Consider the following 17,048-nt stretch of genomic DNA (forward strand, 5'->3'; position numbering starts at 1 on the left):
ACCCACCACGACACCGGCCCGTAGCCCGCTCGGCCCGTAGCCCGCTCGGTCCGGCCCGGACCGGCCCGGACCGGACCGGGGGAGTTTGCGGCCGCCCGATCCGGTGAGGAGCGGGCCACCGGCGAAGGCCCGCGAGGGAGCGGGAACGCCCTTCGGCTGGGCGCGGACCGACTCGCCCGCGGACGACGAGAGGCAGGACAATGGGACACGGCGGAAACGTGATCGAGGAACTGATGGCGGACCACCGCGAGGTGGAGGACATGTTCGGCCGCATCCGGGCCATGAACGGCGGCGGCCAGGCACTGCGGGACGTGATCGACCACGTCACCATCGAGCTGGTGCGGCACTCGGTCGCCGAGGAGCAGTACCTCTACCCCGCGGTCCGCGAGCACCTCGACGGCGGCGACGCCCTCGCGGACAGGGAGATCGAGGACCACCGCCAGGTCGAGGACCTCCTCAAGCAGCTGGAGGACCTGCGCACCGACGATCCCACGATGGGCTCGGTGCTCCGGCAGCTGATGGACGAGGTGTCCGCCCACGTCGAGGACGAGGAGACAAACCTCTTCCCGATGCTGCGCACGGCCTGTACCCCGGAGCAGCTGGACGACCTCGGGGACAAGATCCGCCGGGCGAAGGCCATGGCCCCGACCCGCCCGCACCCGGCGGCCCCGGACAGCCCGATGGCCAGCAAGCTCCTCGGCCCCGGTGTCGGCCTCGTGGACCGGGCCCGGGACTTCGTGACCGGCCGCGGCAAGTAGGCCCCGACCGCGCCGACCGAACCCCGGCGGTTCCCTGTCACGCCTTGCCCGACCGGGCACACGCCCCGCTCGGTCGGGCAGGGCGTGACGGGGTCATGTCCCCGCCCGCACTCGTGTACCTCCGCGCGCCCGGCGGATCCCACCGGCTGGAGCGTCTCCGTGGCGTCCTCCGCCCGGCCCGGATCGGGGCCGCCGGGGGGCCGCCGGTGGGCATCAGCCTTCGACGCCGGTGGAGGTGTGGGCCGCGCCGACCGGCTTCGACTCGGGTGATCCGCGTTGGCGCAGGTAGACGGAGAGGATCGCCATGGAGGCGACCGCGAGGAGTTCGGACTGCCAGTTCTGCAGGGTGCGGTTCCAGAAGTCCGCGGACAGCACGTAGTCCCACCAGGTGAACGGCGCCTGGAGGTCGCGCAGCCGCCCGGCGTTGAACGAGGCCGCACCGGTGATCGACTGGGCGAACCAGGAGCCGACGAAGAACAGCGCCATGACCGTGCCGAGGGAGCGCGAGTACAGGGTGCGGCGCAGTCCGGCCGCGCGGGCCCAGGAGGGCGAGTCGGCGGTGGCGTGCGCGCCGACCTTCTGTTCGCGGTCGGACTCGGTACCGGGCCGGTCCAGGCTCTTGGACTCCGGGGACCCCCGTTGCAGCAGCCAGACGGTGCCGAAGATGTACAGGAAGAACTGCAGGTACTCCGACTGCCAGTTCTCGGTGACGTCCACCGCGAAGTCGGAGCCGGTCAGATAGCCGGCGACACCGACGGGCTGGAGATCGGCCGCGACGAGCTCGTTGTTCACCTCCGCCAGCCCCGCGGCGGCCTGCCCGATCAGGGTGAGCAGAAAGGCGGCACCGAAGGCCAGGGTGAGGCTGTTGTCGCGCAGGAATCGCCCCGCGCGGTCCGTGCGGCTCATCGGTGCAGCGCCCCGATCGTCGTGAAGTAGACCAGACCGCCGACGACGATCAGCACGCACAGGGCGAACAGGCTGCGCACCGGTCTCACGCTCCCTTGACCACGCACTTGTAGGGCTTGCGGGGCTGCGGGTCGCACCCGGCGGCGGTGATCTTCCATCCGTCCGGGAAGGCGGACAGGAAGAGGGTGTCGCTGTCCAGCACGGCGCGGGCCTGCCGGCCGTAGACGTCGACTCGGCGGACGTCCGCGGCTGCGGGTAGGTCGCTGTCGCCGATCGCCTGCTGGCAGCCCGTCTTGTTGCTGTCCTCGAGTTCCTCGCGGGTGCCCGGGGCGAGTGCGCCGCACAGCGCCGCGTTGTCCTGGCGGGCGAGGTCGGCCTCGAAGGCGCGTGCCGCGGCCGCGACCGCGTCCTCCCGGTCCGACAGCGACGAACAGCCGCACAGCACCGCCAGGGCAAGCCCGACCTGAAGGCCCGCCCACATCCTGCTCCGCCCTGAGACCATGCGGGGCAGTCGACCACGACCGGCCGCCCACCCGGGCGACGCGGGGCCGCCACACGACCGAACGAGTGGCTCGACGGAGCGTCACGAGAGCGCCCGCCCCGCAGGGCTCCGCCTCACCGACGGCGCCGGCGTCCGGGCGAGCCGGGCACGACCTCGCCGGCGAGCCGGGCCGGCGGAGCCTCGCACTCCCGGGGAGGCGGCAGGTCGGGCAGGAGGGGTGCCGGCCGCTGCGGCGGCCGCGCCACGCATCGGGCCGTGACCCGTCGCGCCTACGGCTGCGCCGGGGCGCCGTCGCTGTATCCGGTGGGCCTGTCGCCGTACAGGCCCACCGGAGGTCGGGCTGGGGGGACGAGCCAGTTCGCGGGGTGAGCGGAGGGGCCGACGCGGGGCGTTTCGCCGGCCCGTCCGGCTAGAGGGTTGGCTACCGGGGGTCGCTGCGGAAGCCCGGGTAGCCCAGGATGAGGACCTTCTCACTCGGGTTTCGGACGTAGGGGATCACCTTTCCGGTGTCCTCGAAGCCGAGTCGTCGGTAGAAGGCCAGGGCGCGTGCGTTGCTCTCGTTGACGCCGAGGGTCAGCCACCGTGCGTCGGTGTGGTCCTGTGCGTGGCGGATGGCGGCCCGCACGAGGTCGGTGGCGGGGCCGGTGGCGCCGCGGTGGGCCGGGGTGACGTAGACGGAGCGGACGCACAAGGTGTCCGGGACGTCGGGGACGGGTTCGATGCCGGCCGTTCCCACGCAGTTCCCGCTCGCGTCGCGGGCCGTGAGGGTGGCACGTTGCCCGGCGGCCTCCGCGGCGGCCTGTTGCTGCCAGTAGGCGGCGGGGTGGGCGGCGGTGTCGGCGTAGGAGAGGTTGAATGCGCCGGGGGAGTCCCGCAGTGCCTCCAGGGTGATCTCGCGGAGCTCCCGCCATTCCTCGGCGGCTATCCGGTGTACGACGTAGTGCATGCGGTGAGCCTGGCACGGCCGTGGCGTGGCGGGATCAGGCGCGAGGATGATCTTCGTCCGGCGGCTCCCCCGCAGGGGGGGACCCCCGGGGAGAGGGAGGACGGCCGCAGCCGGCGGAACCGAGCCGGGGCGGTTGTGTCGGGCGGGTGGGGGAGCACCGCCGAGATACCGGGAGGCTCGTGACGGCCGAGAGCCAGGTCGGCTGGTGCGCGGCGCTGTGACCTTCATGAATGCTGCCGACTCGATGCCCTGCCCCGGTGCCTGGATCGGAGCCGGATGCCGGGGCGTCCTGGTCCACCTCGCCCGGCCCTCGGCCCGGGTCGCCCGCGTCGTGGAGGTCACCGGCGCCGACCAGGTCTTCCTCGGTCGATCCGCGTGCGCCGGGTGGTGGGCGGAGAGCGGTGGCCTGGGGATATCGGTACTCGGATGGGTGGCGGCTGTTGCCGGTTCGTCCGGAATGCGGCGAAATCGGTAGGGGCCGGGCATACCGGCCGGCGGTCGGGGCAGGTGCTTGCCCGACCGCGAAGCGATGCGAAGGCGAGTGAGCAGCGATGAGCAAGGTGCAGGAGCAGATCGACGTCGATGTGCCGGTCAGCACGGCGTACAACCAGTGGACGCAGTTCGAGCAGTTCCCGATGTTCATGGAGGGCGTCGAGGAGATCACCCAGCTCGACGAGCGGCACAACCACTGGAAGACGAAGATCGCCGGTGTGTCCCGGGAGTTCGACACCGAGATCGTCGACCAGGTCCCGGACGACCACGTGGCGTGGCGTACCACCAGTGGTGATGTGCGGCAGACGGGCATGGTGCGGTTCGAGCCGATCGATGCGACCCATACCCGGGTGATGATGGAGATGGACTTCCAGCCCGGCGGCATGGCCGAGAAGGCCGCCGACATGACCGGCATGCTCGACCGGCAGGTCAAGGGCGACCTCAAGCGGTTCAAGCACTTCATCGAGAAGCGCGGCACCGCCTCCGGCGGCTACCGCGACACCCTCTGACCCGGACCACGCCGTCAGCCGCCCCCGCCACGTCCACGGATGTGGCGGGGGCGAGGTCATGTGCGAGCGGGAGCGAACCCGGAGGGACCGGGCAGCAGGTGCTGCCCGGTCCCTCACCGCTGACCGTCCCCATGGCCAGCCCCCAGTCGCCGGATCCAGGGCCCGGAACTGAGGGTGTCTACCTGGGGCGGGCTCAAGCGATGGTCAGGGCTCCTCGTCCGGGACGATGTGGACGGCGGCTTCCTCGGCAGACGCCGCGCCTCCGTCGACACCGACATCCGTCGCGAAGGTACTCGGTCCGGTGGCCCGGGGGCGCAGCCGGCCCGCGCGGGCGGCCCCTACCTCCTCGTCGCGAGGCTCGTCGCTCGTATCGGCGGTCTCGTCGGTGCCGTCTGTGGGGGTCTGGGCGGGGACGGCCAGCGTTGGGTCCGGGACCTCCTCGGCCAGCCGTTGGTCCAGGCTCTCGCCCTCGTTCTGCTCCGCCGCCGTGGTGCCCTGGTGTTCGACGGCGAGTGGCCGTTCCGGCGGGGACCAGCCCTCCTCGTAGGGACCGGCGGCGCGGTCGAGCAGGGTGTCCTCCGGGTCCAGGAGGCCGGTGTCGTCGCCGACATCGGTTGTGGCATCGGGCTGGTAGACGTCGTCGCCCCTGGCGTCGTCCGTTGCGGTCATCATGTCCGTCCTTTCGTGGGGCTGGGGCTGTGCTTGCCGGGCGCCTGTCCCGGGGGCCCGGATCGGTCCCCGGTTCCCTGCGGGTCCCGCTGCCGCTTCCCGACCGCCGCTCCCGGCCGCTTCCTGCTGCCAGGAGCGGCGGCGCAGGTGCCGGCGGTGGACCGTGGTCCTTCTGGCGATGTCCGGGTGCCGGCCCGGCAGGCGGGGCACCTTCGGTCACTGGGTGGCGCCAACTCTCACCGCTCAGGTGGGGCCACTGGACTTCCTTCCGGTCAGGACGGGAAGGTCAGCGGCTCGACTCCTCCGGGGCCGGTTTGTCGTCGGGGCCCAGGTGGCGGGTGGGCGTCGGGTCGGCCGTGGTGGCGTCTCCCTGTCGCTCGTCCAGGTCCTGTGCTTCGCCCTGTGTGCTTTCGTCGCCCTGCGCGGCAGTCGGGCCATCCGGTTCGCGCTCCGGGTCGTGCTCCTGCTTCGCGTCGCGCTCGGTGCTCATCGGATTCCGGTCCTTTCGTAGGATGGTCGGCGCCTTCTGCGGCCCGCTCAGGGCGCCACCGCGTCCGCGGCCGGCGCGGCGGGCGGCTCGTCCTCGGACCCCTGCCCTTCGGGGCGGCCCTGCGGGCGGTCGTCCGTCTTGGCGCCCGGCCCCGCCACCCGGCCCGCGTCCTCACTCTCCAGCGCGCGCCGGATGCGCTCGGCGGCGGAGCCGACCGCGTCGTCGACGTCGCCCTCGCCGCTCACCGAGGTGTTCTTCGCCTGCTCGCCCATGTCGCTGTGCCCTCTCCGCTGTGTCCGCGCCCCGGTCCGTCCCGGGGCGGTGATCGTCTACGGGTGCGGCTGCCCAGGCCGCACGGCCTCACACCTGCGGACATCGGCGAGCAGGCCCGTCCGGCGGCTCACCGGAGGCCGAGGGGGCCGGTGATCATGCGGCCACGGCTCGGCCCGCTGCCCGTACTCCTCCAGCGCGGCGTCGACGCGGCCGGTGACCACGGACGCGGGGCGCGCGGCGCGCGGACGGTGTCGGTCGGCACCCGCTCGACACCGCGTCCGAGCGCCCGCCGGGCGTGGCCGAGCCGCTGTCCGGCGTCGGCGCGATGCACCGGCCGGGGCCGGCGGCTCGGTGGGCGGCGAGCGCCTCATCCCCCCGGACCCGGCTCGCCCGGGCGTGCGCGGCGCGCGGATCCAGGACGCGGGAAGTACGCCACCAAGGAGGAGGCCGACCAGGGCGTCGGGTCGGCGAGGGTGGGCACGACGGCTGTGACGTTCCACCGGGCGCTCTGGGCGGCTGCCTCCGTGATCCAGGCGGCCGCGGCCGGCTCCGATCGCCGACGGATCCCGGCAGGGCCGGCCGACCCCGGCTGCCAGGGGGAGGATGCGAACAGACCCGGAACTGGCCGCCCGGGGGTGCTCGTGCGCAGCGCGTTCGGGGCCACGAGGTGAGGGAACCGACTCGCCGGCACCATCCCCACGGACGTCATCACCGTCAGGTGAGGCGGTTGACCAGGGCGGTGAAGAGCGCGGGGGCGCGGGTGGCCAGGGGGACGATCCGTGGGGCCAGGAGCGGGTTGACGCGGGCGCGTACCAGTGCTCCGGTGAGCAGGCGGTGGTCGCGGGTGGCGCGGCGCCAGGCCCGCTCGTAGTCCAGCGGCCGGCCGGCGCGTACGCAGCGCACCAGGTGGGCCGCGCCGGTGAGGGCGAGCGAGATGCCCTCGCCGGTGAGCGCGTCGATGTAGCCGGCGGCGTCCCCGACCAGCAGGACGCGTCCCGCCACCCTGGCCCGTACCCGCCGGCGCATCGGTCCGGCGCCGCGCACCGCCGAGCCACTGTGGGCGGTGAGGCGGTGAAGGAGTGCGGGGAACGCGGGCAGCAGTGCGTCGAACGGCAGTCGCTCGCCGGTCAGGACGGCGACGCCGATCCGGTCCGGGCCGAGCGGGGTGACGTAGGCCTCGCCGAGTGCGGACCAGTGGACCTCCACACAGTCGGTCCAGGGCGCCACCGCGAAGTGCCGTCGCAGTCCGTAGCGCGGGGGTCGCGGGTCGGGGCGTTCCAGGCCGAACTGCCGGCGCAGGGGCGAGTGCAGGCCGTCCGCGGCGGCCAGGTAGCGGGCGGTGAGTCCGGCGGCGCTGATGCTGTCGCCGTCCTGGTGGACGGAGGTGACCTTCCCCGCCAGCACCGGCACGCCGAGTTCGGCCGCCCGGCGGGACAGCGCGGCGTGCAGGACGGTGCGCCGCACGCCCATCCCCGCCTCGTGGCGGAACCTGCCCTCGGCGCGGTGGCGGTCGTCCAGGTAGCGGATGCCGCGGATCGGGTGGCCGACCACCGGCACGTCCAGGGCGGCCAGGGCGCGGACGGCCCCGGGCATCAGTCCCTCGCCGCACGCCTTGTCGATCGGGGCGGGACGTGGTTCGAGGACCACCACGTCCAGCCCGGCCAGGGCGGCGTGGATCGCGGTGGCGAGGCCGGCGGGGCCGCCGCCGGCGACGAGGAGGTCGATCACGTCGACGCCGTGGCGCAGCCGGCCAGGGCGGCGTTCTCGCAGCGCAGCCGGGTGGCGAGCAGGGGGAGGTTGAGCAGGGTGAAGGCGGTCGCGGTGAGCCAGGCCCCGTGGACGAGGGGCAGGGCGGCGCCTTCGGCGACGACGGCGAGGTAGTTCGGGTGGCTGAACAGCCGGTAGGGGCCGGTGCTGACCAGCGGCAGGTGGGGCACCACGATGACCCGGGTGTTCCAGCGCGGCCCCAGGGAGTGGATGCACCACCAGCGCAGCGCCTGGGCGGCGAGTACGAGGATCAGCATGGGCAGGCCCAGGGCCGGCAGGAAGGGACGGTGCGCGAGGTGGACCTCGGCCAGACAGCCGGCCAGCAGTGCGGTGTGGAGCAGGACCATGACGGGGTAGTGGCCGGAGCCGTGTTCGACACCGCCGCGTGCCCGGCTCCAGGCGGCGTTGCGGCGCGCGACGGCGAGTTCGGCCAGGCGCTCGACGGCGACCAGGAGGACCAGCAGCGTGTACAGGGGCATCCGGGCCTACCAGCGCAGGAGGACGAGTTCGGAGCAGAAGCCCGGTCCCATGGCGAGGAGCAGACCGGGGCCGCCGGGGGGTGGTGGCGGGTCGTGGGCGAGGGTGTCGCGCAGGATGTGCAGGACGGAGGCGGAGGAGAGGTTGCCGACCTCGGCCAGTGAACGCCGCGTCAGTTCCAGCGCGCGGGCGTCGAGCCCGAGGCTCTCCTGCAAGGCGTCCAGGACCTTGGGTCCGCCCGGGTGGGCGACCCAACCGGTGACGTCCGGCGGCTTCAGGTCGTGCTCGGCGAGGAAGGACCGGACGTCTTCGCCGACGTGCAGGCGCACCAGTTCGGGCAGTTCGGCGCCGAGGACGATGGTGAAGCCGCTGTCTCCGATGTCCCAGCCCAGCGCACGCTCGGTGCCCGGGTACAGGCGGCTGCGGGTCGCCGCCACCCGCGGCCCCGCGAAGTCCCCGGACCGCGGGTGGTGGCGTCCGACGGCCACCAGGGCGGCAGCGCCGTCGCCGAACAGGGCACCGGCCACCATGTTCGGCACGGAGGTGTCGGCGCGCTGCAAGGTGAGCGAGCACAGCTCGACCGAGAGCAGGACCGCGACGTGCCCGGGATGGCCCTGGAGGTAGTCGTGCAACCGGGCCAGGCCCGCGGCGCCGCCCACGCAGCCCAGGCCGAAGATCGGCACCCGCTTCACGTCCGGCCGCAGGCCCACCCGCCCGGCCAGCCGGGCCTCCAGCGAGGGCGCGGCGATACCCGTCACCGAGGTGGAGACCACCAGGTCCACCTCCTCGGGCGCCAGACCGGCCGCCGCCAGGGCGCCGCTCAGGGCTTCCTCCGCCAGCCGCAGCCCCACGTCGATGAACAGGTCGTTGGCCCGACCGAACCCGCCCAACTCGCGGTAACGCTCCAGCGGCAGAGCCAGGTGGCGGGTGCCGACCGCGGCGGTGGCGTGCAGCCGTTGAAGGACGCCGCGCTGGGCGTCGGACGCCGCGCACATCGCCGTCAGGGCCTCGGTGATCTCGCCCTGCTCGTACCGGTGCGGCGCGAGCACGCCGTGGACAGCCGCGATTGTGGTCACCGGCTCACCCTAGACGTGATCTGATACGTCATCATGAAATGACCGCCAGTCGGCGATTTGCCCGATCTAGCATGAGGACGTGCACACCACCGGAGTCCGGCCCGCGGAAACCCCGACCGTTCAACCGCAGTCCAGGAGGGGCGCAGCGGCACGGGGGCTGCTGGCCGCCTCCCACGCCGCCCCCGCGCTCGCCGTCACCGCCGTCGTCACCGCTCTCGCCGTGGCCTGGGGGCGGGGCACCGGGGGAAGCGCGCTGGTGGCCTCGGCGGTCCTGACCGGGCAGCTGTCGGTGGGCTGGTGCAACGACCGGATCGATCTTCACCGCGATCTCGCCACCGGCCGCACCGACAAGCCGCTGGTGGCCGGCGTCGCCCGGCCGCGGAGCGTGGCCGCCGCCGCCGGGGGCGCACTCGCGCTGTGCGTCCCGCTCTCGCTGGCGGGCGGACTGGCGGCGGGCGCCGCCCACCTCGTCGGGGTCGCGGCGGCCTGGTCCTACAACCTGGGCGTCAAGCGCACGGCGCTGTCCTGGCTGCCCTACGCCGGGGCCTTCGCGCTGCTGCCCGCCTTCGTCACCCTCGCGCTGCCCGGCCACCCGTGGCCCCCGGTGTGGGTGACGGCGGCCGGCGCCCTGCTCGGCACGGGCGCTCACCTCACCAACGCGCTTCCCGACATCCCCGGCGACCTGGCCACCGGCGTGCGTGGTCTGCCCCACCGCCTCGGCCCGCACCTCACCCGCGCCCTGGCCGCGACCCTGCTGCTGGCCGGGGCGGCCGCCCTCGTCCTGGGACCGCCCGGGCCCCTCACCACCACCGACCGGGCCTGCCTCGCCGCCACCGGCGCGCTCGCACTCACGGTCGCCCTCCCCACCCGCGACCCGCGCAGCCGCCTGCCCTTCCTCGCCAGCCTCGCGCTGGCCGCCCTGGACATCGCCCTGCTCCTGCTGCGCGGCACCCCTCTCAGCTGACAGCGGCACGCGCGGCCTCGTCACACCGCACCGCCTCGCTCACCGTCCGATCCTCCGGGGGGACCGCGGCGCCGGGGCGGTGACCGGTGCGCGGGCCCGGAAGGACGGATTGGGCTATTCGGGCAGTGTCGGGGCCTGGGCCGTCGCGCAGGTCGCCAGGAGCGGAACGGGGCGGCGAGTGCCGCCGCCCACGGCCGCCTTCACGACGAGCGCAGGACACCGGCGCGGGTGGACCCGCTCTCCGCGATCGGCCGAGGAGGCCCCGCCTCCACGTCACCGCCGACCCGGTGCCCCCGGCGGACGGTCCGCAGCAGTCGTCTGCCGTCGTCGCCATCGGTCTCACGGACCCGCGCGCGTTCGGCGGCGTGATCATTCCGACGGCCCCGTGCCGCTCAGCGGCTCCCAGGAGTCACCGGGTCCTGGCCACCTGAGCAGGGCCTCCGGGGGCTGGATGGTGCGGCCCGGCGCATCGTCGGCGGGTGATCGACACTCATTTCACAGCGCCTGGCTTGCCCGGCGGAGATGCTGAGTATGGCGCTGGGTGAGCCGACGTCGGGCGATGGCCGCTTGCGGCAGACTGCTCCTGCCGCGCGCGGGGCGCAGCCCGGCGATGACGAAGATCATGGCGAGAAGCAAAGGCGCTGACAGAAGGACGAGGACGGGCATCATCGGACTCCTCACACAAGTGGTCGAGCACATATCCGGTCTGTGCACGAGAGACAGCCACGGTCGCCGGGCGCTCGTACGGCGGCGGCAGGGTTCAGGCCTGCACTGTCCGGGCTCGATGGCGGCCAGGATGGGCCACTGCATCGGCTGATCCGGCAGCGAAGCGGAGAGTGGCACAAGGAGCCGGCCTGGCCGGCGTCGAGCCCGGAAGGGGTGGCGCGATCAGCCGAGTCATGACAGTCATAGCCGCCTCCGCGCGCTGGTCCGGTGTGGTGTGGAGATCACTTGCCCGCTGAGAGGTCGCCCAATCCCGGTCGTGAGAAGCGGCGTTCGGCGCGCCGTGGCCGGCTCCCGCAGCTGCAGACGCACCCCGCGCACGCACCCGCACGCACGACCGGGCCGGCCGCGACTGGGCACGACAAGGTTGGTGGGCCGCTCCCGCAGACGTCCGCTCGCTCCGCGCGGCGGTACGAAGGCCGGGGACGTAGGCGACCTTCGGATCAAGGCGGCCGGACGACCGGGGCGGGTCCCGGGGCCGGTCGGAACGAATCCGACCGGCCCCGAAGAATCCACCACCCCAGCGGCGTTCGCCACCCGGCAGGTACGCGGGGTCAGCTCGTCGGCAGTGCCTCGAACAGGCCGCGGCCCGCACGCTGTGCCCGGCCGGCCTTGACGAGCCGTTCCAGGGTCGTACGGACGTTGTCGTCCGTGCTGCCGGGGCTGAGGGTCGCGGAGACCTCGCCCGCCCGCACCGGCTTGCCGGCCGCGGCGAGGGCGTTCAGGACATCGTCGGCGATCCCACGGGATCGCTTCGGCGCCGTCGGGGCTGCCGGAGCCGGCGAGGCCGACTTCTTCGCCGGGGCCTTCTTCGCGATCCGTGCCTTGGGCTTGCTGTCGGCCGGGCCGGCGCCGGCTTCGGCGGCCGCAGGGGTGGCCCCGCGGGGCTTGCGCGCGGTTCGCTTGGCGGGCGCTGCCTTGGTGGCGGGCGCCCGGCGTCGGGTTGCCTTCTTCGGTTCCGGTTCGCCGGCTGCGGGGAGCGGCCCCGCGGCGGCCCCGGCCGGCTCCGGCTCCGCTGCCGCCGGAGCTTCCTCGGCGGACACGGGTGGGGGAGTGGCAGGCTCGGCTGTCGTGCCGACGGAGGGCCGCAGGGCCGCTTCCGCTGCGAGCAGGCCGTCGAGGGCGACCCGCAGCGAGGTGACGTACGCGGCGACTCGCTCCAACTCGCTTTCGAGCGCGGCCTTCTGCTCCTCGAGCTGGGAGAGCTGGCCCTCGACGAGCGTGATGGCGGCCGCGACGCCGGAGTTCGTTTCGACGGAAGGTGCCAAGGGGTGACCTCACTCACATGTGGGAACGGCGACCGCCGTACGGATGATCGCCTTCATGACGCGCCTGCCCGCTCTGCACCCGGGCAACCCTGCAGGGAGCCGGGGACAGCAGCGAACCTCACGGACTGTTCGAACATCCGTCGAAGGTGGCACTCACGTGCCCGATCGGACCCCGAAGGGCCCTCGAAGAGTTCGGCCTTCACGACACCGCGCTCCCCGAACCGCCGCGGCCGCGCCATGCCCGGGACCAGCTCACCACCCGGCCCCACCGTCCGGGTGTCCTCCACCCTCCACCTGGACGGTGATAGTGCCCGGCCCGGCTCCCGCCTCGGATACCGTTCTCCTACACGGGGTGCCATAACGGATGTGGCGCCCCCTACGGAGGTAGCCAGCGTATGAGTTCCAAGCGCAGCCAGAATCCAGCCCTGCCCACTCTCGACGACGCCTACCGGCTCGCGTCGGTCAAGGACACCGAGGAGTCCGAGCGCGACCTGGCCGCACGGCTGGCCACCACCGAGCTGCGCCGCGCCTCCCACCCCGGCCGGGTCACCTGGGATCCCACCGATCAGGCCGAGCCCGTACCGGCTCCGCCGACGGTGGTCGACGGCGACGGGGACCTGTGGCTGAGGGACCGGGGAACTGGCACCTGGACCATGCCCGAATTCGACCCGAAGACGTTCCCGGCCCGCTGTGGCGAGGTCCTGACGTGGAGCGAGCTCTCCTGTGAGTACGGCCCACTGACCGCACTGGCCGACGACCGCCACGTCGGCGGCCGCCGCCGCTGACCGTGCGGCCCTCCGGGTCGACCCCGCCCCGGAAGGACACCGACCCGGCCCCGACCGTGGCCCTTCGCCCCGATCCGGAGCGGATCTGGCCACACCGTCCGGCGGGTCGTCCTGGCGGTGTGCCCGCGCTTCGAGGTGCTGCATGAGCCTGCGGGCAAGCGAACCACCGCCCCGGGATGCCTGACCGGTGATGCCCTGGGAGCAGCCGCACAGCAGTGGTCGAGGCGGAGCGCACCTGCGGGTGACTCCACCCGCGCTTGCGCGGAATACGACACGTGGGGAACAACCCTCTGCCGTCGGCAGAGCGGACAGCGAAGGGCCGCCACCGATTCGGTGGCGGCCCTTCGCCGGTGTGACGGTGAGGGCTTCTTCGGGCGGATGGAGAACCCGTGCGGACTCGCAACTCCGGCTGGGCCGGTGGCCGCCGGCGCCGGAGCAGCCGGGGAGCGCCTGGGAGGTGCCGGCTCGGGGCGGGTGACCGGGCTTCGGGGTCAGCCGCCGACGTGGATGCCGGGTCGACGGGCGGGGTCGGGTTCGTGCTTGCGGATGATCTCCCGGGTGACGGGGGCCGTGTCGCCGCGGCCGAGGAGGAAGTAGCGGAACATGTGCTTGAGGGGGCTGCCTTCGGCCCAGGCGAAGTAGCAGTGCGGTTGGACGCCGGTGGAATCGCGCAGAGCGAGCAGGATCGCGGCGATGGCGTTGGGCGCGGCGGGGGCTTCGGTGCGCAGGACGCGGTAACCGTCGACCTCCACGCCGTGGACGGTGAGGGTTTCGCTGAAGTCGGAGGGGTCGACGACGTCGATCTCCAGGAACAGCACGTCGGCGGGGCCGGGCACCGGGTTGATGCCGCGCTGCTCGCGTTCCTTGTCCTCGTACTCCGCGCGGTCGCCGGCCTGGCGGCGGTTGGCGATGATGTTGATGGCCTGGTCGTGGGCGAGGGTGTCGGTGACGAACCGGCGGGCCGCCGGGTCGAGGACGATGCGGTCCGCCCGCAGCTCGGTGGTGCGCGAGACGCGGGAGATCAGCGAGACGGTGATGATGCCGAGGATGAACAGGCCGGAGATGGCGATGCCGTCGGGCTTGTCGACGATGTTGGACACCAGGGCGTAGAACAGCACCGCGGTCAGGAGGGCGAAGCCCGCGGTGGCGGCACGGCGGCGCCGGCGCAGGGCGGAGACGGTGACGGCGAACGCGCCGGAGACCATCATGGCGAGGATGCCGGTGGCGTAGGCGCCGGCCTGCGCGTTGACGTCCGCGTCGAAGGCGATCGTGATGAGGATGCACAGCGCCGTGTAGACGAGGACGACCGGGCGTACCGCGCGTCCCCATTCGGGAGCCATCCCGTAGTCGGGCAGGTAACGGGGGACGATGTTGACCAGGCCCGCCATGGCGGAGGCACCGGCGAACCACAGGATCAGGATGGTGCTGACGTCGTAGACGGTGCCGAACGCCTCGCCGACCTTCTCGTGGGCCAGCCACGCCAGCGCGCGTCCGCCGGCCGCGCCGCCGGGCTCGAACTCCTTGTGGGGGATGAGGACCGTGGTGACGAAACTCGCGGCCAGCAGGTAGACGCTCATGACGACCGCGGCGGTGGTCAGCAACTTGCGGGCGTTGTGGATGCGCGCTTCAAGCCGCTCGGCTGCGTTCGCGCCCTCGGCGGCCACCAGGGGCATCATGCTCACGCCCGTCTCGAAACCGGACAGGCCCAGCACCAGCAGCGGAAACGCCAGCAGCGCCGGTTCGGCCAGGCCGCTGAAACCGCCGCCGCCTTCGGCCAGCGCGTCCGTCCACGCCGACCAGGCCCCCGGCGTGGTGAACACGTCCACCAGGCCGACGGTGACGGTCACCGCGTTGAGGACGAGGAAGACCGCGACGAGGGGAATGGCGACGGTGACCGCCTCACTGAACCCGAGCAGGAAGACCCCGCCCAGCAGGAGCAGCAACCCGATGGTGAGGGCGACCTCGTGGCCGTGCAGGGCATCGGACAGGTAGGGGTTCTCCACCAGGTGCACGGAGGCATCCGCCGACGACAGCGTGATGGTGATGATCCACGACGTGGCGACGAAACCGAGCAGCACCAGAACGAACAGTTTGCCCCGCCAGAACGGCAGCAGGTCCTCCAGCATCGCCACCGACCCCGCGCCGTTGGGGCTCTCCCGCGCGACCCGCCGGTACATCGGTAGCATCCCCACCAGCGTCAGCAGCACGATCAGCAACGTCGCCAGCGGCGAGACCGCTCCAGCGGCCAGCGCGGCGATGGCCGGCACGTAGGCGAGGCTGGAGAAGTAGTCCACCCCGGTCAGGCACATCACCTTCCACCACGCCTGCGGCTCGGTGTGCCCCTCGGCGGCCGCCGGACCCACCGGCTGCACCCGGTGGCGCAGCAGCCACCGCCCGACACCTCCGGTCGGCTGCGCCCGCGGAGCAGCGCTCTCCACCACTTCCGGAACGGCCAGATCGGCCGGACCCTCCTTCATTCCCCCATCACCCTTCGATGCTCAGCACACCGCGGCAGTCGCCGTGGCCAGGTGAGTATGCGCTACCCGGCAACCGTCCCGAACCGGGGGGGGCAGGCCGGGACGCGCCGCACCGGGAGCCTCCTTCCCCGCCGTTGCCGTCACACCCCCGCGAGAAGCGAGCCTCCTGCCGACCCGCACCGCCTGGACGGGGCCCCGGGTCGGCCACGGGCCGGGCAGAAAGGGCCGCGATGGAGGAAGGGAAGGCCGGTGCCGGCCGCCGGCGGGTCGGCCGGCGACGCCGAGCGGTGGGACGCCTCGGCGGCCCAGGCCGGGTGGACGGGGTGGGAGATCCGTCAGGAACGGGTGTGCGGCGGCCCTGACGGGGAAGGCGGGGCGCATCACCGGACGGTCATGCCGTACGCGCACAAGGAGAAGATCATGTCGTTCATCTGGGCCGTTGTCGCGGGTCTCATCATCGGCGTACTGGCCAAGCTGGTCATCCCCGGCCGCCAGCCGATTCCCCTGTGGCTCACCGTCATCCTGGGTGTCGTGGGCGGTCTCATCGGCAACGCGCTCGCCGGCGCCTTCGGTGTCGCGGACACCGGCGGCATCGACTGGATCCGTCACATCTTCCAGATCGCGGCCGCCGCCGTCCTCATCATGGTCGTCACACCCCTGTGGGGCCGCCGACACGCCTGACCGGCGCCCGCCGCTCGCGGTGCCCCGTCGCCCTGTTCGGTCGGCGGGGCACTCGCATGCGCTGGAGCCGGGTGATCGGTCGGGCAGGCCCCCGACGCCGGTTGGCCGGTGCGGGCGGCTGCCGCTCCGGGACAGCCCATGGGCGTGACCCGGAGCGCGCGGCCGGTGGTCAGGTCACCGCGGTAGTCCTGGCCGGGCGGCTCCCCGCCTCGTGGCAGCACGAGGTCAACTCGTCACGGGCTCCAGCCGCAGCCGCCGGACCGGCCAAGGCGGTGGCTCGGCCGGGCCGAACCAGACCCGCACGTCCACCCCGGTGCGAACAGGCAGGAGGGGGAAGTCGTTCTCGGCGTGCTCGGTGCGGTGCAGCGCATGGCGCGGGTCCAGGTGCCGGGCGGCGTACGCGTCGAAGGCCGCCGCGTCCGACGGCCGGCAGAGCGTCGCGACCACCTCGCGGGTGGACGGCTCCGGGGCGAACCCCGGACCGCGTAGCAGGAGGACGTCGTCGCTGTCGACCATGGTGGCGTTGGCCGCGTCGCGGTGCTCGCGCCAGATCGTGCCGGTGTAGAACGCCTCCAGCGCGTGCCGGCGGTGCGTCATGTCGGGGAACGCGCGCAACCAGACGAAGCGGTCCGGGTCGTCGAGGTCGCGGAACCGGCCCCCCATCGTGATGCCGGCCGCCTGCTGGCCGGTCACGAACTCGCGCTCGAACAGTTCGATCAGCGTCTCCCGGGTGCCGGGGCGCAGGGTGTACTGCCGGAGTTCGACGATGCTCATACGCCGGCCGGCCCGGTGCGGGTGAAGTCCATGATCCAGTTGAGCTCCCAGGTGAGGCCGCCGTCGCCGGAGAACTCCTGCTCCCAGCGGGCGGCGTCCGGGTCGAGGCGGTACCAGGTGAAGTGCACCTGGATCGGGCGGCCGTCGTAGGTGTCCTCGCCGTGGAAGTCACCGCGGTCGCCCGTGAATGCGCCGACCACCGGGGGATCCAGCCGGCCCGTCCGGCTGTCGGACCAGTAGATCGACCACAGTTTCGTCCCGTGGTCGAACAGCCGCAGGGTCACGCCCTGGCGGCCGAGGGTGGGGAAGGTGATCTCGTCGATGTTCCCGGCGCCCCCGAACAACGGCTGGATCACCGAGTGGCCCGGGAACTCCTCCCAGGTGCCGGCGCCCGCGCCCGCGCCGCCGAGCGGGGTGGTGAGGCGCCGGTTGGCCACGTGCCAGGAGCCGTGCAAGAAGTCGAAGTCGTTCATGCGCCGCAGGTTAGGGGCACTCCACTGACATCCGCTGT

General features: G+C 73.3%; 19 protein-coding genes. 5 read left to right on the plus strand and 14 right to left on the minus strand.

The genetic code is table 11. The annotated features are described in order from the left end of the window. Window positions 1-200 precede the first annotated feature (200 nt). Complete coding sequence (locus tag ACZ4UX_RS14120) at window positions 201-758, plus strand: hemerythrin domain-containing protein (RefSeq protein WP_465706784.1); 558 nt, start codon at window positions 201-203, stop codon at window positions 756-758. 213 nt (window positions 759-971) lie between these two features. Here ACZ4UX_RS14120 and ACZ4UX_RS14125 read toward each other — a convergent pair whose 3' ends face one another. The 3 genes from ACZ4UX_RS14125 to ACZ4UX_RS14135 form a co-directional block, all read right to left on the minus strand. Then, window positions 972-1,664, minus strand: coding sequence for a DUF6766 family protein (locus ACZ4UX_RS14125; protein WP_465706785.1), 693 nt, complete (start codon window positions 1,662-1,664; stop codon window positions 972-974). An 85-nt stretch (window positions 1,665-1,749) separates the two neighbouring features. Beyond that, window positions 1,750-2,166, minus strand: a complete 417-nt coding sequence (locus ACZ4UX_RS14130; protein WP_465706786.1) for a hypothetical protein — start codon at window positions 2,164-2,166, stop codon at window positions 1,750-1,752. A gap of 421 nt (window positions 2,167-2,587) precedes the next feature. After that, a complete protein-coding gene (locus tag ACZ4UX_RS14135) occupies window positions 2,588-3,112 on the minus strand; it encodes a GNAT family N-acetyltransferase (RefSeq protein ID WP_465706787.1) in 525 nt (174 codons plus the stop codon). Window positions 3,113-3,663: 551 nt separating this feature from the next. Between ACZ4UX_RS14135 and ACZ4UX_RS14140 the strand changes: the two genes are divergently transcribed. Further along, a complete protein-coding gene (locus ACZ4UX_RS14140; RefSeq protein ID WP_329491774.1) occupies window positions 3,664-4,113 on the plus strand; it encodes an SRPBCC family protein in 450 nt (149 codons plus the stop codon). A gap of 204 nt (window positions 4,114-4,317) precedes the next feature. On the opposite strand, the gene ACZ4UX_RS14145 is transcribed toward ACZ4UX_RS14140, so the two are convergent. The 6 genes from ACZ4UX_RS14145 to ACZ4UX_RS14170 form a co-directional block, all read right to left on the minus strand. Beyond that, window positions 4,318-4,782, minus strand: a complete 465-nt coding sequence (locus tag ACZ4UX_RS14145) for a DUF5709 domain-containing protein (protein ID WP_465707011.1) — start codon at window positions 4,780-4,782, stop codon at window positions 4,318-4,320. A 286-nt stretch (window positions 4,783-5,068) separates the two neighbouring features. Continuing rightward, entirely contained in the window at window positions 5,069-5,272 is a 204-nt protein-coding gene (locus ACZ4UX_RS14150) for a hypothetical protein (protein ID WP_359808374.1), read from the minus strand. Between the two features lie 47 nt (window positions 5,273-5,319). Then, window positions 5,320-5,544, minus strand: coding sequence for a hypothetical protein (locus ACZ4UX_RS14155; protein ID WP_465706788.1), 225 nt, complete (start codon window positions 5,542-5,544; stop codon window positions 5,320-5,322). A 715-nt stretch (window positions 5,545-6,259) separates the two neighbouring features. Then, window positions 6,260-7,273 carry an NAD(P)/FAD-dependent oxidoreductase gene (locus ACZ4UX_RS14160; protein ID WP_465706789.1) on the minus strand — a complete coding sequence of 338 codons (1,014 nt, stop codon included), beginning with the start codon at window positions 7,271-7,273 and terminating at the stop codon, window positions 6,260-6,262. After that, entirely contained in the window at window positions 7,270-7,791 is a 522-nt protein-coding gene (locus ACZ4UX_RS14165; protein WP_352291336.1) for an isoprenylcysteine carboxyl methyltransferase family protein, read from the minus strand. Before ACZ4UX_RS14165 ends, ACZ4UX_RS14160 begins: the two co-directional genes overlap by 4 nt. A 6-nt stretch (window positions 7,792-7,797) precedes the next feature. Next, window positions 7,798-8,865, minus strand: coding sequence for a type III polyketide synthase (locus ACZ4UX_RS14170; protein ID WP_396491002.1), 1,068 nt, complete (start codon window positions 8,863-8,865; stop codon window positions 7,798-7,800). 79 nt (window positions 8,866-8,944) lie between these two features. Here ACZ4UX_RS14170 and ACZ4UX_RS14175 point away from each other — a divergent pair, with 79 nt between their 5' ends. Continuing rightward, entirely contained in the window at window positions 8,945-9,829 is an 885-nt protein-coding gene (locus ACZ4UX_RS14175) for a UbiA family prenyltransferase (RefSeq protein WP_465706790.1), read from the plus strand. Window positions 9,830-10,324: 495 nt separating this feature from the next. Here ACZ4UX_RS14175 and ACZ4UX_RS14180 read toward each other — a convergent pair whose 3' ends face one another. Together ACZ4UX_RS14180 and ACZ4UX_RS14185 are read right to left on the minus strand one after the other, a co-directional pair. Continuing rightward, window positions 10,325-10,453: a hypothetical protein gene (locus ACZ4UX_RS14180; RefSeq protein ID WP_465706791.1), complete on the minus strand. Its 129-nt coding sequence runs from the start codon at window positions 10,451-10,453 to the stop codon at window positions 10,325-10,327. Window positions 10,454-11,106: 653 nt separating this feature from the next. Beyond that, complete coding sequence (locus tag ACZ4UX_RS14185; protein WP_465706792.1) at window positions 11,107-11,820, minus strand: hypothetical protein; 714 nt, start codon at window positions 11,818-11,820, stop codon at window positions 11,107-11,109. Between the two features lie 395 nt (window positions 11,821-12,215). Between ACZ4UX_RS14185 and ACZ4UX_RS14190 the strand changes: the two genes are divergently transcribed. After that, window positions 12,216-12,605: a hypothetical protein gene (locus ACZ4UX_RS14190; RefSeq protein WP_465706793.1), complete on the plus strand. Its 390-nt coding sequence runs from the start codon at window positions 12,216-12,218 to the stop codon at window positions 12,603-12,605. Between the two features lie 491 nt (window positions 12,606-13,096). Here ACZ4UX_RS14190 and ACZ4UX_RS14195 read toward each other — a convergent pair whose 3' ends face one another. Further along, a complete protein-coding gene (locus ACZ4UX_RS14195; RefSeq protein ID WP_465706794.1) occupies window positions 13,097-15,082 on the minus strand; it encodes an APC family permease in 1,986 nt (661 codons plus the stop codon). Between the two features lie 420 nt (window positions 15,083-15,502). Here ACZ4UX_RS14195 and ACZ4UX_RS14200 point away from each other — a divergent pair, with 420 nt between their 5' ends. Next, a complete protein-coding gene (locus ACZ4UX_RS14200; protein ID WP_329491812.1) occupies window positions 15,503-15,763 on the plus strand; it encodes a GlsB/YeaQ/YmgE family stress response membrane protein in 261 nt (86 codons plus the stop codon). 225 nt (window positions 15,764-15,988) lie between these two features. Here the strand turns inward: ACZ4UX_RS14200 and ACZ4UX_RS14205 are convergent, their stop codons facing one another. Together ACZ4UX_RS14205 and ACZ4UX_RS14210 are read right to left on the minus strand one after the other, a co-directional pair. Next, window positions 15,989-16,537, minus strand: coding sequence for an NIPSNAP family protein (locus ACZ4UX_RS14205; RefSeq protein WP_465706795.1), 549 nt, complete (start codon window positions 16,535-16,537; stop codon window positions 15,989-15,991). Continuing rightward, window positions 16,534-17,010, minus strand: a complete 477-nt coding sequence (locus tag ACZ4UX_RS14210; RefSeq protein WP_465706796.1) for a hypothetical protein — start codon at window positions 17,008-17,010, stop codon at window positions 16,534-16,536. Before ACZ4UX_RS14210 ends, ACZ4UX_RS14205 begins: the two co-directional genes overlap by 4 nt. Window positions 17,011-17,048 lie beyond the last annotated feature (38 nt).

The sequence above is a fragment of the Kitasatospora sp. NPDC028961 genome, assembly GCF_055564815.1.